General features: G+C 34.1%; 19 protein-coding genes. 15 read left to right on the top strand and 4 right to left on the bottom strand.

Annotation, left to right across the window (positions count from 1 at the left end; genetic code table 11):
• Nucleotides 1–113: 113 nt before the first annotated feature.
• Both KO515_RS03535 and KO515_RS03530 read left to right on the top strand, forming a co-directional pair.
• Nucleotides 114–2657, top strand: a complete 2544-nt coding sequence (locus KO515_RS03535) for an adenosylcobalamin-dependent ribonucleoside-diphosphate reductase (RefSeq protein WP_215935005.1) — start codon at nucleotides 114–116, stop codon at nucleotides 2655–2657.
• Nucleotides 2658–2828: 171 nt separating this feature from the next.
• A complete protein-coding gene (locus KO515_RS03530) occupies nucleotides 2829–3362 on the top strand; it encodes an STM3941 family protein (RefSeq protein WP_215935004.1) in 534 nt (177 codons plus the stop codon).
• A gap of 68 nt (nucleotides 3363–3430) precedes the next feature.
• Here the strand turns inward: KO515_RS03530 and KO515_RS03525 are convergent, their stop codons facing one another.
• On the bottom strand, nucleotides 3431–4402 hold the full coding sequence (locus KO515_RS03525) for a transglutaminase domain-containing protein (protein ID WP_215935003.1): 972 nt from the start codon (nucleotides 4400–4402) through the stop codon (nucleotides 3431–3433).
• Nucleotides 4403–4457: 55 nt separating this feature from the next.
• Between KO515_RS03525 and KO515_RS03520 the strand changes: the two genes are divergently transcribed.
• Nucleotides 4458–4826, top strand: a complete 369-nt coding sequence (locus KO515_RS03520) for a hypothetical protein (protein WP_215935002.1) — start codon at nucleotides 4458–4460, stop codon at nucleotides 4824–4826.
• Nucleotides 4827–4950: 124 nt separating this feature from the next.
• Nucleotides 4951–5319, top strand: a complete 369-nt coding sequence (locus KO515_RS03515; RefSeq protein ID WP_215935001.1) for a DUF1801 domain-containing protein — start codon at nucleotides 4951–4953, stop codon at nucleotides 5317–5319.
• Nucleotides 5320–5723: 404 nt separating this feature from the next.
• On the opposite strand, the gene crcB is transcribed toward KO515_RS03515, so the two are convergent.
• Nucleotides 5724–6089: a fluoride efflux transporter CrcB gene (crcB, locus tag KO515_RS03510; RefSeq protein ID WP_215935000.1), complete on the bottom strand. Its 366-nt coding sequence runs from the start codon at nucleotides 6087–6089 to the stop codon at nucleotides 5724–5726.
• A gap of 229 nt (nucleotides 6090–6318) precedes the next feature.
• Nucleotides 6319–7338, bottom strand: coding sequence for an SRPBCC family protein (locus tag KO515_RS03505; RefSeq protein WP_215934999.1), 1020 nt, complete (start codon nucleotides 7336–7338; stop codon nucleotides 6319–6321).
• A 93-nt stretch (nucleotides 7339–7431) separates the two neighbouring features.
• Here KO515_RS03505 and KO515_RS03500 point away from each other — a divergent pair, with 93 nt between their 5' ends.
• The 6 genes from KO515_RS03500 (at nucleotide 7432) to KO515_RS03475 (ending at nucleotide 14632) form a co-directional block, all read left to right on the top strand.
• Nucleotides 7432–9468 carry a dipeptidyl peptidase 3 gene (locus tag KO515_RS03500; RefSeq protein WP_215934998.1) on the top strand — a complete coding sequence of 679 codons (2037 nt, stop codon included), beginning with the start codon at nucleotides 7432–7434 and terminating at the stop codon, nucleotides 9466–9468.
• A 267-nt stretch (nucleotides 9469–9735) separates the two neighbouring features.
• Nucleotides 9736–10914, top strand: a complete 1179-nt coding sequence (locus KO515_RS03495) for a DUF3095 family protein (RefSeq protein WP_252723772.1) — start codon at nucleotides 9736–9738, stop codon at nucleotides 10912–10914.
• A gap of 238 nt (nucleotides 10915–11152) precedes the next feature.
• On the top strand, nucleotides 11153–11824 hold the full coding sequence (locus tag KO515_RS03490) for a phosphoglycolate phosphatase (protein WP_215934997.1): 672 nt from the start codon (nucleotides 11153–11155) through the stop codon (nucleotides 11822–11824).
• A 155-nt stretch (nucleotides 11825–11979) separates the two neighbouring features.
• Nucleotides 11980–13014: a hypothetical protein gene (locus tag KO515_RS03485; protein ID WP_215934996.1), complete on the top strand. Its 1035-nt coding sequence runs from the start codon at nucleotides 11980–11982 to the stop codon at nucleotides 13012–13014.
• Nucleotides 13015–13165: 151 nt separating this feature from the next.
• A complete protein-coding gene (locus tag KO515_RS03480) occupies nucleotides 13166–13732 on the top strand; it encodes a hypothetical protein (protein ID WP_215934995.1) in 567 nt (188 codons plus the stop codon).
• A 174-nt stretch (nucleotides 13733–13906) separates the two neighbouring features.
• Nucleotides 13907–14632 (top strand): tRNA-uridine aminocarboxypropyltransferase, encoded by a 726-nt coding sequence (locus tag KO515_RS03475; RefSeq protein ID WP_289846260.1) that lies wholly within the window; start codon nucleotides 13907–13909, stop codon nucleotides 14630–14632.
• Nucleotides 14633–14748: 116 nt separating this feature from the next.
• On the opposite strand, the gene KO515_RS03470 is transcribed toward KO515_RS03475, so the two are convergent.
• Complete coding sequence (locus KO515_RS03470) at nucleotides 14749–15780, bottom strand: NAD(P)-dependent alcohol dehydrogenase (RefSeq protein WP_215934993.1); 1032 nt, start codon at nucleotides 15778–15780, stop codon at nucleotides 14749–14751.
• Nucleotides 15781–15981: 201 nt separating this feature from the next.
• Here KO515_RS03470 and KO515_RS03465 point away from each other — a divergent pair, with 201 nt between their 5' ends.
• From KO515_RS03465 to KO515_RS03445, 5 genes are all read left to right on the top strand, one after another.
• Nucleotides 15982–16893: a helix-turn-helix domain-containing protein gene (locus KO515_RS03465; protein WP_215934992.1), complete on the top strand. Its 912-nt coding sequence runs from the start codon at nucleotides 15982–15984 to the stop codon at nucleotides 16891–16893.
• 113 nt (nucleotides 16894–17006) lie between these two features.
• Nucleotides 17007–17231 (top strand): hypothetical protein, encoded by a 225-nt coding sequence (locus tag KO515_RS03460; protein WP_215934991.1) that lies wholly within the window; start codon nucleotides 17007–17009, stop codon nucleotides 17229–17231.
• A 14-nt stretch (nucleotides 17232–17245) separates the two neighbouring features.
• Entirely contained in the window at nucleotides 17246–17734 is a 489-nt protein-coding gene (locus KO515_RS03455) for an AAA family ATPase (protein WP_215934990.1), read from the top strand.
• 227 nt (nucleotides 17735–17961) lie between these two features.
• Complete coding sequence (locus KO515_RS03450) at nucleotides 17962–19206, top strand: glycosyltransferase family 4 protein (protein WP_215934989.1); 1245 nt, start codon at nucleotides 17962–17964, stop codon at nucleotides 19204–19206.
• A gap of 10 nt (nucleotides 19207–19216) precedes the next feature.
• Nucleotides 19217–23410: a phosphodiester glycosidase family protein gene (locus KO515_RS03445; RefSeq protein ID WP_215934988.1), complete on the top strand. Its 4194-nt coding sequence runs from the start codon at nucleotides 19217–19219 to the stop codon at nucleotides 23408–23410.
• Nucleotides 23411–23584: the final 174 nt, after the last annotated feature.

The following is a 23584-nucleotide window of genomic DNA, read 5'->3' as shown; positions in this document are numbered from 1 at the left end:
ATTAATTAACAATCGTTCAGACTTATTAACAAGTATGATTTTTGTCATGTTTTTGAGATTTATCATAGGGTAGATTTGTGTCTATCCTTTAATATTTCAAAACTTTTTTCATTATGAATCAAACGCTTTCTACCTCAAAATCATTTGCTTACAATTACGTTTTAAAAGAATGTTTAGCTTATTTTAATAACGATGAACTTGCCGCAACCACTTGGATTAACAAGTATTGTTTAAAAGATAAGCATGGTAATTATTTAGAAAAGTCACCAGACGATATGCATTTGAGGATGGCTAAAGAATTTGGTCGAATCGAAAATAAATACGCGCTTACCGATAGCATTTCAGAACACTTATCAGAGTATGGGAAAATTAGAAAACCGTTAGATGAAACTAAAATATACCACCTTTTTAAAGATTTCAAATATGTAATTCCTCAAGGTAGTGTCATGTTTGGATTGGGTAATGAACACGTCATTGCATCTTTATCCAATTGCATCGTGGTGCCTTCCGTTTTAGATTCTTATGGTGGAGTTTGTAATACCGACGAGCAATTAGCACAATTATTTAAAAGACGTTGTGGAGTGGGAGTGGACTTGTCCGAACTACGACCAAAAGATGCTTTGGTATCTAATGCAGCAGGTTCTACAACGGGAGCAGTGTCGTTTATGAATCGTTTTTCTAACACCACAAGAGAGGTTGCACAAAACGGAAGACGTGGCGCACTAATGCTTACCATGGACGTTAAACATCCAGATATTGAAGATTTTATTACCATTAAGCAGGATTTAACCAAAATTACAGGTGCTAATATTTCCATTCGTTTGTCAGATGAATTTATGCAAGCCGTTGTTAACAACACTAAATTTACTTTACAATGGCCTATCGATAGTAAAACACCACAATATACAAAGGAGATTGATGCCAAAGATCTTTGGGATAAAATTATAACCTGTGCGCACAATACCGCAGAACCCGGTTTGATTTTTTGGGACCGACAACATCAGTATTCTACCTCGTCTGTATATCCTGAATTTAAAAATAGTTCCACTAATCCATGTTCGGAAATTGCGATGCAAGGTGGTGATAGTTGCCGATTGATTGCTGTGAATCTATTCAGTTTTGTGGATAAACCATTTACTAAGAAAGCGAAATTCAACTTTAAGAAATTCTACGAAGTAGTTTATGAAACGCAGCGTTTGATGGACGATTTAGTCGATTTAGAACTCGAAGCTGTAGAACGTATTTTAGCTAAAATTAATGCTGACCCTGAACCGGATGCGATTAAAAGAAATGAAAAGGACTTATGGAATCTACTCGCTGAAACCGGTAGAAAAGGACGGCGTACAGGCTTAGGGTTTACAGCCTTAGCCGATGCCGTTGCGGCTTTAGGAATTAAATTCGATACGGATGAAGCCTTAACTGTTGTGGATGATATAATGAAAACAAAAATGACGGCTGAGTTTGATAGTATAGATATGGCAATCACTAGAGGTCAGTTTGAAGTCTTTAACAGAAATATTGAAGATACTTCAGAATTTGTGCAAATGATGGCTAATGAATTTCCTGATACGTACAACCGTATGATGGAACACGGTCGAAGAAATATATCCATAAGTACCGTTGCCCCAACCGGCTCGTTGAGTATGTTAGCGCAAGTATCTTCAGGAATTGAGCCAGTGTTCTTATTGTCCTACGTAAGACGACGTAAAGTGAATACCAATGACGACAATTCTAAAGTCGATTTTGTAGATGATTTAGGCGATGCCTTTGAAGAGTTTACCGTGTACCATAAAAAGTTTGAAACTTGGATGAACATTACAGGTAAAACTGATATAGCAGACAGTCCTTATGCCGGAGCAACAGCACCAGAAATTGACTGGAAAAAGCGTGTGGAATTACAAGCTTTGGTTCAAAAATATACAACGCATTCCATTAGCTCAACGATTAATTTGGCTAAAGACGTGACGGTAGATTTGGTCGGTAATATTTACGTGGACTCTTGGCAAAAAGGCTTAAAAGGCATCACGGTGTACAGAGATGGGTCTCGAAGTGGCATTTTAGTCGCAACCGATGAGAAAACAAAGGAGGAAACTATAACCACAACGGAAACCTTAGTCGCCAAACGCCCAGATAAAATTGAAGCCGAAATTGTGCGTTTTCATAATGAGTCCGAAAAATGGTTAGCCGTCATCGGTTTAGTAGAAGGCCGCCCTTATGAAATTTTTACAGGTCAAATGAAAGACGCGTTTAATTTACCAAAATGGGTGAATAAAGGTTGGGTTATTAAGCAACGCAACGACGATGGGTCTTCAAGATACGACTTTCAATACATCGATAATGAAGGCTATAAAATAACCATAGAAGGCTTGTCGCGATCATTCGATAAAGAATTTTGGAATTACGCCAAATTAATATCAGGTGTGTTACGTCACGGTATGCCAATGCCTTATGTGGTAGATTTGATTCAGAATTTAAATTTATACGACGATCATATCAACACCTGGAAAAATGGTGTGGCTAGAGCCTTAAAACGGTTTGTGCCAGAGGGAACAGAAGCTGTGGATAAAAAGTGTCCTAGCTGTAATGATCCGGAAGGTTTAATTTTTGAAGAAGGGTGTTTAAAGTGTAAAAGCTGTGGATATTCTAAATGCGGGTAAGTAGTTCTTGTAAAAGCAGGTGTCTCACTTTTAATAAATTGACTAAATCTAAACCCAGACCTCAATGGTGTAAAAATCATTGAGGTCTTTTTATTTAAACCTTCCTTTTTGTTATAATAGTTCAAAATTGAGTATTATTGATTATATTTTCTAGTGGTACAATATCAAAGTATGACCGAAATCAAACTATATAAATCCAAAATAAAAGCATTAAAAATGTACTTACGAGCAGTGCCTTTTATATTATGTGGAATTTGGTTGATAACAAGAGCTGAAAGTTCAGAAACAGATAGGATAATGGGTTGGGTTGGGACCTGTTTTTTTGGTTTAGCGATTCCTTTTTCACTTTATCATTTATTTGATAAAAGACCACAAGTCATAATTAACGAAATCGGAATTTTTGACAGAACAACTCATAACGAATTTATTAATTGGGAAATCATTAAAGATGCATACCCTATAAATATTCATGGACAACATTTTATTTGCCTTTCAGTTCCTGAAGATTTTAAACCTTCGAGAAAGAAAAGTAGATTATATAAAGGTTTAGCTAAATTAAATGAGATGACTGGAGCACAAGAGTTGAACATTCAACTTGGACAATTGGATATAGACCCAATTAAATTGACTGAGTTTATAATCGCAATGACTCATGCTGATAAGAACAAAAAAAAGGAATTAATTACAAAGGCTATACAACATTAGTTGGACTTAGACTTCAAATTTTAGTTGGGGTTAATTGTTGGTATATTAGTCTGGTCTTAGACAAAAAATTAAGGAGAGATTAATTTAATTTTAAATTTCATTAGTGCTAACTGCCCATCACTAATAACTAAATTTCTCCTTCGTTTATCTTCATAGGGAATAAAAGTTGTGTAAATCCCATGCTGATATATGAATTCAATTTTTCCAGAATGACCTGAGTTGACAAATGAATAATAATAAGTTTTATCTTTACTAATATTAGCGAAGTCTAATTGAATCACTGAATCTGTTTTTGTGATGATGTATCCACTGGTTGTGTTTTCGAGTTTTAATCCTGATGTATGGTAAGCACTGTAGAATATAGGGAAGTTGAAATAGTCATTTTTAGATATAGGTTTTTCTAACAATTGCCATTGCTCATCGTCAGGGAAATGCGTCAGCACTAATTTTTCAGGATCAATCATAAAGTAAGTATCTGAGAAATTGAAGAATTCAGAATTATAAATACTATTTCCGGTGGACCAAGTTGCGTCAATGAGATACCATTTGTTATCTAATTTTACAGCGTTCCATGCGTGATTTGAATTGTTTCTCTTCCTTCCGATTTCTTGAACGTATGTTTTAGTATATCCGGTAACAACTACAGAAATAATATTTAAATCTTTTAACACTTCTGTTAGTAACCTTGAATACCCCTCACACACTGCTGATCTTTTTCGCAGTGTTTTCTGAGCTAATTTACGGTTATAGATTTGAAGTTTTGCTTCATAATCTGCTTTGGACTTTGATTTTATTTTTTGAGGTTTTTTATTTTTTCGGAACGTTTTATAATCATATGTGATATGATTTGCGATCCAAAAATATGCTGCTCTGGTTTTTTCAATATTAGTATCAAAATCATGGTCAATCTGATTAGCAAATTGCTCAATGGATTTAAATTTTTTAGGATATGTGGCGACTGTAGAATCTATTCGACTATAATTCTGAGAAGACATAATTTGAATTGATAGTAGTGTGATTATTATAAAAAGTCGTTTCATATTGCTAAATTAGACAAAAATTATTCCGTTTTTGAAACCCAAGAACTATCCTTATTTGAAAGTAGAAGAATCAAAACATTCAGTTGCAAAGGACATTATTTTATGGTGGGAAAAAAAGAGACCTATCTATAATGCTTTAATAATGACACTTTCTATTTTTCTTATTTATAGTTTTTGGGATTATCCCATGCGAAAAATTATTGGTGGTACTCAAATTATTTTGGAAACCCTAATTTTTATTTTCGGAGCTAATGTATGTTATTCTTTTAGTTGGATTTTAGGAATTGGTAATCATTATGTATTTAAAGCCAAAAGTACAAGTCAGACATTTAAATGGATATTATTTATCCTTGGCACTATCTTATCTTTAATATGGACGAATTTTCATTTTGTATTAAAATTTGATGTATTGTTTGCAAATTAATAGGTATTAGTAACTTATATAATTACTTGAAACATCAGATTTCTTAAACCGTTTGGATATTGTAAATTTGAGTAATCCTGCAAGGTTTCAAAAACATTGTAGGTATAAATTAAAATGAAATAATGTGAATCCAGCCGAAGCCCACATCCTAAAACAATTAGAACCTTTCAAATCCATATTTATGCATTTGCAAGTCTTGGTTGAACATACCTTACCAGAGGCCGATTTATTATACAAATGGAGAATGCCATGCTATTACATAGATAAGCGACCAATCTGCTATCTCAATAAAAGTAAAGATTATGTAGATGTCGGTTTTTGGCATTCCGCACACTTATCAAAACAATGGGATGCTTATTTGGTAAGTGAAAATCGGAAAGTTGTAAAATCATTACGCTACAAAACGTTGGATGATATTGATGATGCTATTTTCATTTCCATTATAAAAGAAGTCGAAGGATTGAAGGAAAAAGGGTTTTATAAGAAAGGGTAGGTTTTAGTGTTCCGTGTTCCGTGTTCAGTGTTCAGTCTCAAGATGGAAAATAGTTATTTGATATTAACTTATTAAGATGAGGTCTCAAATCGCTCTGTACATCTCTAAGTAATCTCTGTTTTGCGTCTCAGCACTTTCGCGAGAAACTTTTTTACTCTGCAACTGTGAAACTTCCATATAATTCCGACTTTGCGCCTCTGCGCTTTTGCGCGTAACTTTTTCAGTCTTCAGTTATTAGATTGATTGGGTAAAAAGTTATTGAGTTATTAAGTTGTTGTCCCAAATTACTCTACGCATCTCCGTGAAACCTCTGTGTGTCTCAGCGTAATTCCCACTTTGCGTCTCAACGTCTTTCCGCGAAACATTCTTCACTTTGAAATTCTGCACCTCTGAAACTTTACAACTTATTTCACCAGCCACATCCCTAAAAACACTGCCAAAAACCCAACGACAAAACTCGCCACCGTATAAATGGCAAAGCTCATAAAGTCACCCGATTTTAAAAACACATGATTCTCATAAGCAAATGTAGAGAACGTCGTAAAGCCACCACAAAACCCTGTCGCTAAAAGTAAGGTCTGACTCTGGGATAAGGTTTCATTTTTAGCCGCTAAACCAAGAATAAGTCCAATGAGTAAGCTCCCAATTACATTAGCTGCAAAAGTGCCATACGGAATTACAGTTTCCGAATTGTTAAGCCATCTGCCTATGATAAAACGCAGTACGCTACCCAAGCCACCACCAAGAAATACGAGTATAAGTTGTTTCAATTGTTTTAATTTTTAGTCGGTAGATGATAGTTTGTTAGATGTAAACATGATTCTTAAGTTTCGAAAATAGAATTATTAGGTTATTCTGTAATTAAGTTATTTAGTCGTTAACTAATTAGTCTCTGTGCATCTCTGCGTTATCTCTGTGTATCTTCGCGTAATTTTTTCTTCAAAATGTAGTGAGAGTTTTTTAACTTCACACTTCACACTTCACACTTCACACTTCAAATCACTTCACTTCCACATAAATCTCGGTAATCCATTTTGCAGGATTTTGCTCACTCATAGGATCGGTTAAATAGGTTTCAAGCATTGATCCACCTTCAACCATTTCAAGATTATTAGTGCTTATATACGCCATTGTGGTGTCCCAAGCTTCTTTCAAATTATCATAATTACCTGTTAAAACAGTTTTTACAGCTCTAAAAGATTCTAGGTTACCCGTTAAAATTTCGGCTTCGTCAGTAATAATTCTAGAATTCGTTGGTACACATGTAGAGAACATTACGGTATCATTTTCTTCATCCCATTTGTGATATAAAATAAATGGAGGTCCAGCCATAGTAACATTATGAGCTATAGCGTAGGCTCCAACTTTAGGTAACATTGAAGTCATGTTTTTTTCAAAATCACTGAATTTACAAGATGCCGTATTATAAAGATAATAGCCTCCACTATGTTGTGTGACACCTTCAACTTTAATCGTATAAACTTTCATGTCGGCTTGTACTACACTGTCTAATAATTCTAAACTACGTTCGTAATCCGGACCAATTTGCTGTTCCATACCACCAGAAAAGGCAGCCCACATTTTAAATCCAAATGGTAAATCATCACCAGAAATACTCCAAGTCACATCGGTAGACCCATCCGTATTGGACTTAAAATTCCAATTCACATCAGATTTTGGGTACTCAGCAAATTGCATCTCTTGGGCAATAGATGTGTTGGTTTCAGCTTCTATTGTTTTCATATGTCCAATCTCTCCAGCCTCATTCCATTTATATGATGCTCCAATACCTTTAGTGGTATCGCCTAAGGTGGATACAATATCAGGATTAGTTTCAACCCAAGAACTCCACGAGTCCCATGTCTTAAAATCAATAACAGTATTATAAATAACCGAAGGAGGTGCATCTATCGTTTTTGTGCGTGTCACCTTGTACGAATTAGGCTGCACAGCAATATAAATTGAAACTCCTATAACAAGGATTAAGAATAATAAAAGGAAGGATTTAAATACTTTCATTTAGAAGAAATAAATTATGTGTTTATCAAAGATAGTGATTTTATGATATGTGATATATACATTACATTTGTGTACAACAAATAAAAATATCCCATGAATTTAAATTCCTTAATTAAAATCTGTTTTCTTGCCCTATTTATAGTGGCATGTAAGAATGAAGCAAAAGAAGAACCAACTGAAACCGTAGAAGTTACTGAAGCGGATTTTAGTTTTAATGTTGAAGAATTTGCTGATATTAAAATTTTACGATACCAAATTCCAGGTTGGGAAAATCTTAGCCTGAAAGAACAAAAATTAGTATATTATTTAACGCAAGCAGGTCTTGAGGGTCGCGATATTATGTGGGATCAGAATTATAGACATAATCTTAAAATTAGACATGCGCTAGAAAATATCTATACCAACTACACTGGTGACAAAACCACAGACAACTGGAAAAATTTTGAGAGCTACTTAAAACGTGTTTGGTTTAGTAACGGAATCCACCATCACTATTCTAATGCGAAGTTAAAACCTGCGTTTGGTAAAGATTATTTAAATGAATTATTAGTGGCAACCAATACCACTTTAGAAGGTGAGGCTTTTGAGGTTTTATTCAATGATAAAGATTCTAAAAAAGTGAATCAGGCTAAAGGTATTGACAATGTTTTAGAATCTGCAGTGAATTTTTACGGTCCAGATGTGACCAATGCAGATGTGGCTAATTTTTACAAAACGAAAGTCTCTCCAGATCCAGAGAAGCCATTGTCATATGGGTTAAACTCTCAATTGGTAAAAGAAAATGGAGAATTAAAAGAACGTGTTTATAAGTCTGGCGGCTTATATGGTGCCGCTATAGACGAAATTGTAAAGTGGTTAGAAAAAGCACAAGGAGTTGCCGAAAATGAAGCACAAGGTGAAGCTTTAGGTTTACTAATTAAGTATTATAAAACGGGTGATTTACAAACTTGGGACGATTATAACGTCGCTTGGACAGCCGCAACCGAAGGTAATGTGGATTATATTAATAGTTTTATTGAAGTGTACAATGATCCTTTAGGCTATAGAGGGTCTTACGAAACGGTAGTGCAGATTAACGATTTTGACATGTCTAAAAAAATGGCAGTTTTGTCTGAAAACGCACAATGGTTTGAAGATAATTCTCCATTAATGGACGCACACAAAAAAGACAGTGTTGTTGGGGTCACATATAAAGTAGTAAACGTGGCTGGTGAAGCAGGTGATGCCTCGCCAAGTACTCCAATTGGTGTTAATTTACCAAATGCTAACTGGATTAGAGCAGCCGTTGGAAGTAAATCGGTTTCCCTAGGAAATATTATCAATGCTTATAATAATGCAGGCGGTTCTGGTCGTTTAAAAGAATTTGTACACGATGAAGAAGAGTTACAACTCGAAGAAGCATACGGACAATTAGCAGATAAATTGCACACCGCGTTACATGAGGTGATTGGTCATGCTTCAGGACAATTAAATCCTGGTGTTGGTGAAACTAAAGAAACGCTTAAAACGTACGCCTCAACTTTAGAAGAGGGTCGTGCCGATTTAGTAGGTTTATACTATTTATACGATTCTAAATTACAAGACTTAGGGTTAGTTGACGACTGGAAAAAAGTAGGGAAAGCAGCTTACGATGGTTACATCAGAAATGGTTTAATGACGCAGTTAATCCGTTTAGATTTAGGTGACGATGTTGAAGAAGCACACATGCGAAACAGACAGTGGGTTTCGGCTTGGGCTTTCGAACAAGGAAAAGCAGACAACGTGATTGAAAAAGTAACAAGAGACGGAAAAACCTATTTCAATATTAATGATTACGAAAAATTACACGATTTATTCGGACAATTATTAAGAGAAACACAACGTATTAAGTCTGAAGGAGATTACGCTGCTGTTGAAGCCTTAGTTGAAGGTTATGGTGTAAAAGTCGATCAAGATATTCATGCTGAAGTTTTAGAGCGTAACAAACAATTTCCATCTCCACCTTATAGTGGTTTTGTAAATCCGGTTTTAGTTCCTGAAATGGATGATGCTGGCGAAATCACAACGATTAAAGTGACACAACCTAATGCATTTGCTGAGCAGATGTTATATTACAGTAAAACGTACAACAATCTTCCTGATGTTAATTAAGGTATAGATTATCATAGGTTTTAAAAAGCACTTGCAATAATAATGTAGGTGCTTTTTTTATTGAAAAGGATGGTGACTACTAATAACCATAACAATTATGAAGTATGTTATAACGTTGATTCATTTTAAAATTGACTATATTTAAAATTATAGGATTTTGTAGGTTTTAAACGGACTTAATAATGATGCTTTTAAAATAGGATCTGAAAAAATAATATGTATTTAAAAGTGATCCTAAACAGAAGATTAAAAGGATTTTAAAGAAAAATGGCGCAATCCGTAGAGGTCATAATGGAAGACATAACATACTATAATAAACTAAAAAAATCGACTGAGACTCTGTCTGAGCTTTTGGAAAATGAATCGTATTTTTCAGATGTGCCAGATACTTGGCATGTGGTCATTGTTGATATTCTAAATTCTACATTAGCTGTTGATGAAGGCAAACACCATCAGGTTAATCTTACTGCAACGGGTTCTATAATTTCTGTTCTAAATTTTATCAGAAAAGAAAAGCAAAATATCGAAATTCCCTATTTTTTTGGAGGTGATGGCGCCACGTTTATTATTCCAACGGTGTTTTTAGAACCAATTATACAGATTTTAGATAATTATAGCCTTCATATTAAGAATCATACCAATTTAATACTTAGAGTAGGGCATATTTCGGTTAATTATTTAAGAGGTCAGGATTACGGTTTAAAACTAGCCAAACACCAACTGACCAATCAATTGTCGATTCCTATTGTGTTAGGTAGCGGTTTAAAAAAGGCTGAGGACTTAATTAAAACTAATTTTGAAGAGAGCAATACTCATTTTGAAAAAGCCCTTCTAAACTTAGAAGGCATGGAGTGTCGTTGGAAGCAAATCAAGCCTATTCAAACTCAAAAAAAAGTAGTCTGTTTATTATTAGACGCTATAAACGAAGACGATCAACGACGAATTTATAGAGATGTGGTGAGTCAAATGGATGCGCTCTTTGGGACTTTTGATAACCGACAACCTATAAAAACGACTAACTTAAAATTAAATTTTAGTCTTCTTAATATTTGGGAGGAAATGAAGATTAGTCTCGCTAAGCAAAATATAAGTTACTTGTTAAAAAAATGGATGTCTACACTCATCGGTAAATTCTATTTAAACTTTTCAAATGATGGAAAACACTATTTACAACAAATAGGGCAATTATCGCATACATTTATGCTCGATGGTATGATTAATACTGTATTTACAGCAGAACAATCTAAAATTGATCGTTTTATAGCGTATTTGAATGCACTAGAAGATGACAAAAAAATTATTTATGGTATTCATGTCACGCACGCCTCAGTCATGTCTTGTTATGTGTTAGATCGAAAGACCAAACATTCTCACTTCGTCGATGGCACCGAAGGCGGTTATACGTCTGCGGCCAAAATGCTGAAGCAAAAGTTGAAACATGTGTAGCATCTTCATTTGAAACGCATCTAAACTAAAGCTTAATCTAATTGAATTCAGATGCTCTAAAATTCGTCAGTTCGAGTGCATTTTACGATTGAAAATGAGTAAAATGAGTATCGAGAACAAGAATTTTTACACCAACGCCTTCGCGATTTTATACCAATCATAATCGCGACTAAGTTTGTAGAACTTACAAGCCTTATTTTATCCAAAACTTCCGCATCTTTGTGTAAAATTAAACATTGTGAATTTTAAAGACAAAGACCTTATTATATTCGATTTTGACGGCACGCTAATTAATAGTATTCCAGATTTGACCTTGGCTGTAAATACAATGTTAAAGTATTATAGTTTACAGCCCTTAACCATAAGCCAAGTCACTCCGTTTATAGGCAATGGTGCCAAACCTTTGGTGCGCAGAGCTCTAGAATACAGAATGCCAGATAAAGCGCTGCCAGAACCCTTGTTAAAAGACGCTTTTGATATTTATTTGGCGGCTTATAAAGACGCCATTTGTGTAGAAACGTTTATGTATTCCGGTGTTTTAGAAACTTTAAAAATTTTGGACCAAAACGGTTATAACATGGCGATTTGCACTAATAAACCTTTTGGATTTATACAACCGATTTTAGACACCTTAGAGATTACAACATACTTTAAACGTTGGATAGGAGAAGATTCCTTAGCTGAGAAAAAACCCAGTGCAGCACCATTGTTACACTTAGTAAACGAACTGAATACAACGATAGAAAAAAGCATCATGGTTGGTGACTCTAAAAATGATATTCTAGCCGCTCAGAATGCCAACATAGACAGTATTGGTGTGAGTTACGGTTATAACTATAACGAGAATATTGCCGATTATAAGCCAACTATAGTGGTTGATGAATTTGCGGAACTACAGGAATTTTTTTAGGCTAAAACGTACGTGACTTTACGTATAGATATGTGGAATGGTTTTCATAGATTTATAGAAAACAAATAGTGCCTTAAAGTTTTGTTATCCTGAAGTGTAATATTGATAAGGTTGCTGTTTATTTTTATATAACGAGTTGGGCATAATTTGAGAAAATGATAGAAATTCACATTTTACAATTTTTTTTAGGAGTTTTACTCTTCTTCATTATCAATTGGATTGGTAGACATTCTTATTCAGTTGGATATATGGAAATCTCGATGTTTCTTAAAGTCGAAGAAGCACCAGCTTTCAATTTCCTATTTAGAATAATTAGTCCAATAATTTACCTTTTTATTGTTTCTGCAATTCTATATAAAATTGGGCTTGATGACTTTGTAACAAACGCTTATTTCATTTCAATTTATTACATCCTTTTTAGATTAGCATTTAACTTAATCACCAATCGTGGACTCTTAATGAATTGGTATCGTCAAGTTCTTTATTGGATTTCAATAATTACAATTTCATATTTTTCTTATACAGAGATTATTTATAAAAAGGAAAATATACTTCCTGATTTTGAAACAGTTTCAAATGAATTATGGATAATCATTTTGATTTTTATTTTCCACACATTAAATCAAATTAGAATCTCATCTGACAAAACTATCCAACGAAAAGAGAACTATTTAAGGAGTCGAATTTCTCATTTCAAAGAAAAATATTCTGATTTGGTTAATGAAAAAATTACTAATGACAAATTAAAATCAATTGCTTATGCTATAATGGTTTATGAAGATTTTAACCGACCAAAAGTAGCCAGATTTGTTGAAAACGCTCGTTTCAAACTAACAGGAAAAAAACATTCACTTGGTCTTATGCAAGTTCAAACATCTGATTTTATAAACGACCGAAAAAGCGTTGAATTAGGACTTACTAAAATTAGCAAAGCATATAAAAAGGTTCTCAAAAAAAGAGGACTTGACAAAGAAGAAACGATTGACATTCTGTTATCAGACGCTTGGCATAATGAATGGTCAATGGAACAAAGGATTATTGCGGATTATAATAAAGACAATTCTTATGTTCACGAAATAAGAACATTGACAGAAAAAATATTTGAACTAAATACATCTGATAATAAATCTTATTTATTCCCTAAATATAAAGGAGAAAAACCGAGATATGGATTGGATGAAGAAGAATAAAAACTATGCCCAACACAGTATATAAAAAATTGCTGGTGTTGTGCTAAAACAAAGGTCGTTGCGTATTTACTACATCTGATTTTCCTTCGGAAAATCCTCGCACACAAACACGCAACTTTCCATATACATAAACGTTGGCAACAAGCTGAAAATGAAACACGCATTAAACATATTACTTCTGATTTTTACTTTGATTTCCTGTAAAAATCAATCGGAATCAAAATTTGAATTGAGCATCGAAACTGCTGAATTGACTAAAGAAATTTCCCAACCAGAAATTCAACAAACCGATTCAATTGCTGAACAGTGGAATTTTATGGTCTTTGAAAAAGGAGGTTGTTTAGGTGGAACACAATATGTCACAGAAAAAAAGAGAAAAATTGCTACTATGGTTTTTAGTGAAAAGGAATGGGAAAAGATTGCGGAAAATGACAAAACGGAATTGACTGAATTTCTTATAACCAAACTTTCTGACACAACTAAAACCAAAGTGCATACTTGCCCGTTTTTTGGAGCAACAAACGGAGAAATGGCTGTTTATTCACTTCAACATATTCATAATAAGAATTGGCTTGAATTTTCGGAATTTAAAGAATATAAGAACCGAGAATACGGAAATGCAACTGACCAACCACAAATGTGGCTACAGAATATTTTAAAAAACGAAAACGAAAGAAAAAAAATAGCGGAATTGTATAAAAACGAACTGAATAAATAAAAGTCAGATTGCCAACACTATATATGATTTATTGCTTGGTTCTAGCCTACTTACGAAAATACTCGCAGATTTTTTATTCGGTTTTTATATACTTTACTAAATTATATGCTTAACAACGTCACTACCTATATCCATAACCGCAACCACCTACAAAAACAATAAGCTATTCACACATTGCAATCAGAAACAAAACCCCCAAGACTAACCTGTTACAAATGCATGAGTCCTAAAAGCACCTGTATTTGTAAACACATCAGTCCTTTACAGACTAAGACGCGTTTTATAATTTTGATGCACCCCAAAGAGTACAAGAAAGAAAAAAATGGAACGGGACATATGACGAAGCTTCAATTGGAGAACTCAGAAATTATAGTCGGTGTCGATTTTACCAATAATAAGCGTGTAAATGCCATACTTGCAAATGAAAATAACAGCCCTTTTTTATTGTATCCAGGAAAAGATAACTTCAACCTTTCTGTAAACAAGAGTTCAGAAGTGCAGTCTTTTATAGGGCAAAAGCCACACCTCTTCATTCTAGATGGAACATGGCCTTGTGCTCGTAAAATGCTAAAACTAAGTAGGAACTTGCAAACCTTAAAAAGAGTGAGTTTTGATAACGAGATTAAATCAAGATTTATCATCAAACAACAACCAGAACCGCTTTGTTTGAGTACTATTGAATCTGTTTATACCGTTTTAAACTTACTAAAAGCAAGAGGCATTGAACACTGTGATACAACGGACTTTCTTATGCCTTTTGAAAAAATGATAGATCATCAACTGGAATATTTGCGAAACCCAAATAATAAAAACTATTGTTCTACAGCCAACAATAGCCTTGTTGCTAAGAATATTTATAAGACAACGGAAAGAAATACGATTTTTGAAACAGCGCATTAATTGCAGTCGTCTTGAATTTTAATTATTGATGGTTTTCTATGCAGAGAATCCCTTGCAGATATGCTGGTCAGTCTTTATTCAAGAAAGCCATTGTAGAAGTTATAGCTCAAACCATATTAAGGAATCATAACAGCGCGACCAATAATGTTACCATGATGTAGCTTGTCATAAACTTCTTTTGTTTGATCTAAATTATAAGTTTCTATAGCAATGTCTAATTTTCCTTGGTTTGCTAAAGCTATGACTTCAATGAGTTCTGCTCTAGAACCCCAATATGGAGTGCTCACTCTTACACCAAACGGAAGTTGACCATAAGAAGCGTCCATTGCTCCTCCTCCTAATCCTGCAATGGTTAAATCACCATTGAGTCCTATAACTTTTTTGCCAAGTGCTATAGTAGGACCAATGCCAACAAAATCTAAAACAACCGCTGCTTTCTTTATTCCTGTAATTTTCAATATTTGTTCAGCAGCATCAGCATCAGTGGTATTGATAACGTAATCGGCACCATGTGTTTTTGCTAATTCAAGTTTGTCTTTAGAGATATCTCCGGCGATAACCGTAGAACCACAAACCCCTTTTAATATTTGAAGTGCCATATGACCAAGTCCACCAATACCAATAACCACAACGGTAGCATCTGTGGTAAGTTTGGTTAATGAACGTTTTATTGCGGCATACGGTGTAAGTGCAGCATCACTTAACGGAGCAGCAATAACAGGATCAAGTTCACCAATGGGTACCAATAATCGAGTAGAAGGCACGATCATATATTCAGCTAACCCTCCATTTAAACCAAGGCCTCCTCCATAGGCTTGCACGGATTGATAATCACAATAATTTTCTGAAGACAATTGACAAGGTTTACAGTGTCCGCAGCCCCAAGGTCCGTAAACAATTACAGCATCTCCTTTTTTATATTCTGTAACTCCGTCTCCGATTTCTTCAACCCAGCCAGCATTTTCATGTCCTAGTGTAAATGGCGTTAGTTCATCGGCACCAGGTATACCATCGTGGATAATATGTAAATCGGAATGGCAAACACCTGCTCCTCCAATTTTTATTAATACTTCTCCGGTTTTAGGGCTTGGTTTTTCTATGTCCTCAATACGCACATCTTCTTTACCATAAAATCTTACTGCTTTCATATGTCTTAATTTTAATTATTATGTTATCTGTGTTATATCGTTTTGATTTTAATTATTTCTAAAACCGTCCATTTGATATTTAACAGGATAATGATTCTCTTCTTTACAAAGTTATTTTCTATAAAACCAATATCTTTGACTAAAAAGAATTATTGTTTGACTAAAAAACACTTTTTTTTTAAAGGTATAAACCATGATGTTATGTCGCTTAAAATTCCTGATTTAAATATTAACGAGTTTACTCACGGAGAAACTAAAAGTTTGAAAGACCTTAACTTTTTTGTGTCCGACATTTCAATTAATAATATCGCACCTAACAGACCTTTTCGTTCTACATGTTATCAGATAGCATTATGTACTTCAGGCTACATCAAAGGAAAGATTGAAGATAAAGAGATCTACTACGACAAGCATACTTTGGCTGTTTTGACACCTTCTACCGTTTTTGAGATGACGGAAGTGTCTGAAGACTACAGATGCCTCACTGTTATTTTCAAGAAAAATTTTCTTGTAGAGGTACTCAATAATATTTACTTCTTGGATCGCTTTAGAATTTTAAATAATAACGGCTTAGATTATTTGAAATTAACAGATTTGGATACGGAAAAACTCACAATTCAGATTGAAAACATTCGAGATAAAATGAAAGATGAACAACATCTTTTTAAAAATGATATTATACGAAACCTTATTATAATTCTATTATATGAGACCGAAAACATTTTAATCAGCCACCATAATGTTTCTTATACAATTGAGAAGCACTTGAGGCACGACAAAGTAATTTCGGATTTTCACGAATTGTTACGAAAGAACTTCTTTAAGGAACGAAAAGTACAGTTCTATGCCAATAAATTAGCGCTATCAACACATCAACTCACCAAGATATTATTAAAAGATACCGGAAGATCGGCAAAAAAACATATCAATGAAATTTTAATTTCGCAAGCAAAATCCTTGTTGCGATCTGGCAGGTATAACATAACCGAAGTCGCTACTTCCTTGCATTATTACAACTTAGAAGAATTTAGTCGGTTTTTTAAAAAAGAGACGGGTATGACTCCTCTAGCGTATTTAAAAAAAAAGCGCTCAAATTATAATACGTTTACGTAATTGCTAGGGTCCACTTCATTATTATTTACTACATTACGTATTCTTATCCTACCACAAATTATTTAAAAAAGCATACTTCAGACTATTCTGAATAACAGTATTAATCCATTGCAATGAAATTAAACCTATTATCATGCGACGCTCAAAGACCAGATAAAAGAGCAATTGCCAACTGTATTACTGAGATCTCTAGTAATGGGAACGCATCCTTGTCCAATGAGCTTACAGATATTCTTTTAGAAGGAGATGCTGTAGATATCGAAGTTTCAGATAAAAATTCGGGTTCTGCGTTAAGAGCACTACGGAAACTAGATATTGATTACGAAATCGTAGAATAAAAATTAAAAGCAAAATGATTCACCTTATAGTAGGTAACACAGGCTCAGGAAAAACCACTTACTCCAACGAACTAAAAAGGCAAATTAATGGAGTCGTGTTTTCAATCGATACATGGAATAACGTGTTGTTTCTTCCTGATAAAAAAGAAACCGATGGTTTAGATTGGTTTTTAGAACGCATTGAACGCTCAGAACGCATCATGTTAAATCTAATTCATCAGTTAGAAGACTCAAAAACAGATGCCATCTTGGATTTAGGATTGTCCAAATTTGGACATCGTGAAAAACTCAGGAAGTTCGCAGAAATGAATGGCTATACCATAAAATTACATTTTTTAGACGTTTCTAAAACGAAACGATTAGAGCGCGTGATGAAGAGAAATACGGAAAAAGGGGCCGCGTTTGAGTTTGAAGTGACCAATGATAACTTCGAGTTTATGGAAACTTGGTTTGAGAAACCAACCGAGCAAGAACTCGCTGATGCATTTGTGATTTCAGAATAAAATAACTTCTAATTTCTATGCCTTAAGTACTTTTAGAGCTTAAAATCGCTAAAGGCATAACTTTCAATATTATCATTTCGTTAAGAATAAGAACATAAATTATATTACACATAATTTAATATCCTTTAAATTTTTGAAGTCGTAAATCTGTAAATACAGCACTTCAAAACCTTTCAATACATTTTTCTATTCTCTATATTTAAAGAACTCAAAACTTTAGATATAACATGCGAATAGGAATTATTATTGGACGAATTGGAGGTGTCGATGGCGTAGCACTCGAAACCGAAAAATGGATAGATGTTTTAAAAAAATTAGGCCATGAGGTCTTCATCATGTCTGGTGAATTTGAATCCTGGACCATAGATCGTGAACACGATTATTTGTATCCTGCCTTATCTTTCTTTTCAGTTGAAGCAGAATGGGGCCAACGTAAAGCATTTTTTGAACCCGATAGAGATCCAGATCCTTTATTAGAACATGTTGAGAAAGCGTCTAATCGTATTCACCTTGCGATGCGACAATGGGTGGCGAAGAAGAAAATAGATGTTATTCTTTCTGAAAACGCATCAGCATTACCTTGTCATTTATCTATGGGAGTCGCTATTAAAAAATTAATAGAAACTTCGGGAATACCTGTGGTAACTCACGATCATGATTTTCATTGGGAACGTGGTCAGCGCTACGTGTCTGTTCATCCAGAAATTAACCATTATGTGGATAAGAACTTTCCATTATTACTGCCAGACGTTAAACATGCGGTCATCAATACGTTTGGTGTAGAAACGTTTAAAAACCGATTTGATATTGATGCTATTATGGTACCTAATGTTATGGATTTTAACCGCGTTTACGGAGTGCCAACACCAGAAAATGAATTTTTCCTTAGAGATGTTGGAGTTTTAAAGGATGAAATAGCCTTACTGCAAGTCACGCGTATTGTAAGACGAAAAGGGATTGAAACCGCTATTTCATTAATTGATCAATTAGATGATAAGAAACTTAAACTAATCATTACTGGTAATAATAATGACGACGAAAATAAGACCTATTACAATGAATTAATCGACCAAATTCATGACTTAAATTTATCGCGACAAATCATATTTGCAGCACATAAGGTGTTAGATCATAAAGATTTATCTGATGTGTATGCCCACGGAAGAGCATGTACCTATTTTAGTACCTATGAAGGCTTTGGTAACGCCTTTGTAGAAACCGTATTAGCGAAAAAACCAATTTTTGTTAACGATTATAAACCTGTTTATAGCCAAGATATTGGTAACAAGGGTTTTGAAACTGTAATGATTTCAGATGGAAATCTTACACCAGAAAGCGTACAGCAAATGTCCGATATTATATACAACCCAAAACGCTGTATAGAAATCGGCGAATACAATTTTAACATTGGTAAAAAATATTTTTCCTATGAAGTATTAGAAGAAAAGTTAAGCCAATTATTTACATTTTAAGAATTAAAACATGACTGATAAAAAAACAACGAAAATCTCTACTATTTTAAATGAGCTTAAAAATGAAAAAATAAATACCTGGTTCGATTTAGGTTTATTCATGGATAAATTTAAGGAGAAGGACTTACCATCTGCATTTAAAGGTAATGCGTCTACATTTGATACGCATATTGAAAATGGTGGTATTGCGTTTTTAACCTTTTATTTCACTATTGATGGCATTACGGTAGAAACGGAAAAATACGCCAAAACTTTTAAGAGTATTTATCCCAATATTCCGATTCATTTTATAGCGGGTGAAATTAAACAGGAAGCTGATGAGCTTATTCCAAAAGACGCCTTTAAAAAAGTGATTCCTGAGATGGAAGCATTTGATGCTTGGCCGTTGTACCAGGATTTCTTTCAAATTAAAATGGAACGTGGGAGTGAAGCTTATAATAATCTTATTGGTAAGTTTTGGAAAGAGGTATTAGTGCTCGTTGAAAAATTAGGAAACTATATTGAGGAGAATGATATTTCGTTGTTATATCTTATTAATGTCTGTTCTAATCCTGGTAATGTGTCTTTGGCTTTGGCAACGGTTTTAATTTCAGAATATTTAGGCATTCCTGTGATTAACAATAATCACGATTTTTATTGGGAAGGTGGAAATAGAGAGGTAGAAATTAAAAAGAAAGGTCTAAAAAAAGGACCAAGAGATTTCTTTTTTCACAACGCGCATGTCGGAGAGTTTTTCTCAATTATAGAAACAGTTTATCCTTGGGAAAGTCGCTCGTGGATGAATGTGAATATCAATAGAATTCAGCAAGATCATTTAATAAATGTCAATGGTCATAATCCGGCAAATGTTGCCTTGTTAGGTACTGCGGTAGATACCAAAATGCATCAAATGAGTAAGCGCGATATTATAAAAGCGTTTATGCAAGTGTCAACTATTTTTGCAAACAAAAAGGATAGTATAACGGTTCATACAGCTGCGCATCATACCGAAAGTAAACGGTCTTTAAAACCTATATTATTAGGTCATAAAACGATCAAAAACTTTGATTTTGTCAATAACAATATCGTGTTTTTACAGCCAACGCGAGTGATAAGTAGAAAGTCTATAGAATTGAATTTCAAATTGATTAAACGCTTATTTTCTTATGATTCATTTGCAGAAAAATTCACGACCAATCCTCAATTAAAATTATCTTTAATAGTTTCGGGCCCGATTCCACATGGCCAGCAGAACTATTATCACGATTTAAAAAAGGATTTCACTAATTTTCTAAAAGACCTACCAAAAGCATTTAAATCGCGTGTATTACTTGGCTTTTTATTTAGTGAGTTTGATAAGAATGATTTTAAAAAGAAACACAAAAAGCCATTAGATATCGAACAGCTTTTTGATGTGGCATCTTTAATTTTATTACCAAGTCAAACCGAAGGCCGTGGGCTGCCAATTATAGAAGCAGCAGCATGTGGAACACCAATATTTTGTAGACAATACGAACCAAGAGAAGTCTATGATGAGGTGATTGGACGTCATTTAGATGAATCACTTAGACTTAATGTACTTGAATTTAAAGGGTCTAAAGTTCCAAAGAAACTCGCAGAAAAAATCTGTGATCATGTGTTTTATCCACAAAACAGAATGGTTGATGTGACGCATAATAGAAGCGTTATTAAAAAACGTTACAGCTTAGAGGCCTTGGAGGAGAATATGCGTTACATTTTGCAGCGTATGTATTACCAATTGGTTTCGGTTTCGATAGAAAATAATCCACAAGTGATTAATCTATTAAAGAAATATAAGAAGTCTGTGGATTTTGAAAATGAAGATTTGAATGCAATTCTTAATAAAAAGAAGCGTCATTATTTACCAGGTTATGGTCGTTTGTCGTTTATGCATTACCTAAAATCTTTAATTGATCCTAGCTTTTTTAGAGTGGAAGAACAATTGGTAAAAGGCCGTGTGATGCGTTATGCAAGAACGATGGAAAATGATATTCCAGATTTGGTAAATACCAACCTTGAAGTCATCCATAAATATTACAATGCTATTGATGATATTTTTAAATATGTAGATGGTGAAATTTCCATTCGTCATGATCATGCGTTGGCGTATCGTCATAGAAATAAAAAATCTTTCGCTTATCAAGCCTTCACTTATCAAGAAGTCACCGGATTGGTAAACATGATATATACCGATGTTTTTAAACCGGAACATTTACCAGATTTAACTTTAGCGCCACAGTTTTTTGCTGATTGGGAATTAGCACTTTTTCAACTGACTAACAGTAAATATTTGGGTATTGATGACCGAAAAATTTTGACTAAGAACTTAAAGAAAAATGTTCCGAAAGGTTATTTTCCTGGCCGTTATATTAAACATGAATTAGAATATTTTGTATTACAACCGATTCGTGCACAATTAAATCTAACCATAGAACAAGAGTTAACCTCAGATATTCTTGAAGCAAATGTAGATAAGTTAGAAAAAATCTACATTTTTATCCATGAGGCAAGAATCACAAAATGGTTCTCAAGTGCGGATATTAAAGAGTATTTAGAAAGCGGAAAAGAGCCAGAATTAGGATTGTTGTACAATGCAGGAGTGATTCAAATTGTAGAAACCAAACAATGGTCAGAAGGTGTCCATTTTCCTCAAATGGGAGCGAAGGCCATTAAGATTTTAAGAGATATTAAAGAAGCGGATGGTTTCTTAATTACTAACGGAGAATATGCTGCAATGATGACTGATATTATTGAAATCGATCATTTTCATATTGGAAAAGTGATGTATCAGATGACCGCTAAAATAATGGGTATTCCTAAAGGTAGTGGTTTTATTCAGTTTGTACCAGCTGGTGTGCGTACCACTTTAGCATATCCTACACCAATTCAAACGGCAAAGGATTTTGATATGGTGCTTAAAAGTGAGTTGTATCAAGATTTAAAAGATGAGCTAGGCGAGAAGACATTACTCAATATGATGACTGAAGATGCCATTGAAAACGGCACACCAATTGCCAAATTATTAACGCAGATTAAAGAAGATTTAAAACTTTCTAAAACGGTAGAAAAAGTAAAATCCTCTTTTGCAGGAGGTGTTTACGATGACGGGTTACCTTGGAGTGGAGTATTAGCTGAAATTGATACTAAAAAGCACCAATGGAAATTCGCAGCACATATTGCGAATAAAGAGCCTAAAAATGTACCTGCCCTTGTAAAAGAGTACAAGAAGAAAAGTAAAAACCCAAACAAAATTGAATTAGCGTGGAATGGTGGTTATATATTAAATCCGGAATTGGTTGGTAAACTAGGCTTACCAGAAACCTATATTGGTTCGCCTTTAGGGTTGTTAATTATGGATAATAAAGTGTTTTGTCCACCACTTTTTAATAAACCAGCCTTTATCATTTATAAAAACGGTGATGTTGACATTCGAAAAGTGAATAGCAAAGCCGGTTTAACTGTTAAAGGAAAAACGAAAGACTTAACATTTTCTAGTGCTCATTATAATACCCATAGTGCAACGGAACCATGTTTTTACGATTTATCATTTACTGAAGACACCTATAAGGGTAATGGCAATGTGATTGTTAGAATAGCAGGAAACACAGTAAAAGAAATAATTAAAACAAAACCGAAAGAAGAAGTATGTGTGATTCCTGTTGGAATTACCTTATCTATTCCAGAAGATTTGTTCTCTGATGCCATGTTTGAAGAAGGTAAATCATTATCAATTCAATTATTAGAGCCAGAAGACAATCCTTATCGATGGGATGAAATTTCTTATGCTATTGAAGCAGGACCTATGTTGATAGATGACGGCAAGCAAATTCTAAACATGGAAGAAGAAGGTTGGAAAACCACTAACTCTATTAAAACACAAGCGGCACGATTAGATTTTACGGATATGCGAGGTCCAAAAATTGCTGTTGGAATTACCAAAGCAGGTAAATTAATGGTGTTAATGGTCAATGGTCGTATTAGAGAATCCGTTGGAGCTACGCATTTTGATATGGTCGATATTCTTTTAAAATATGGCATGGATAAAGCAATGGGCTTTGATCCAGGTGGAAGTAGTACGCTCGTTGTCGATGGAAATATTATGAATATTTCACCCTATAATAAAAACTACGAAAAGGACATTTATGCGTTGCCTCCAGAACCGAGGTTTGTAGCCAATGCGATTATGGGTTGGATTGAAGATTAATATAAAATACTAGTTGTAAAAAGGGGTAAATAGTGATATTTGCCTCTTTTTTTTATTCAATTTATTCCTCAATGTCAGGTTGAGCGCAGTCGAAACCTCAAATACAAGGTATCGTCACTTCGAGTGAAATTCCGCTTTTTAGGAATTTTGTATCGAGAAGCTAATATGTAACCA

The sequence above is a fragment of the Winogradskyella psychrotolerans genome (assembly GCF_018860545.1).
GTDB lineage: Bacteria > Bacteroidota > Bacteroidia > Flavobacteriales > Flavobacteriaceae > Winogradskyella > Winogradskyella psychrotolerans_A.
This window is presented reverse-complemented; position numbering and strand designations above follow the sequence as displayed.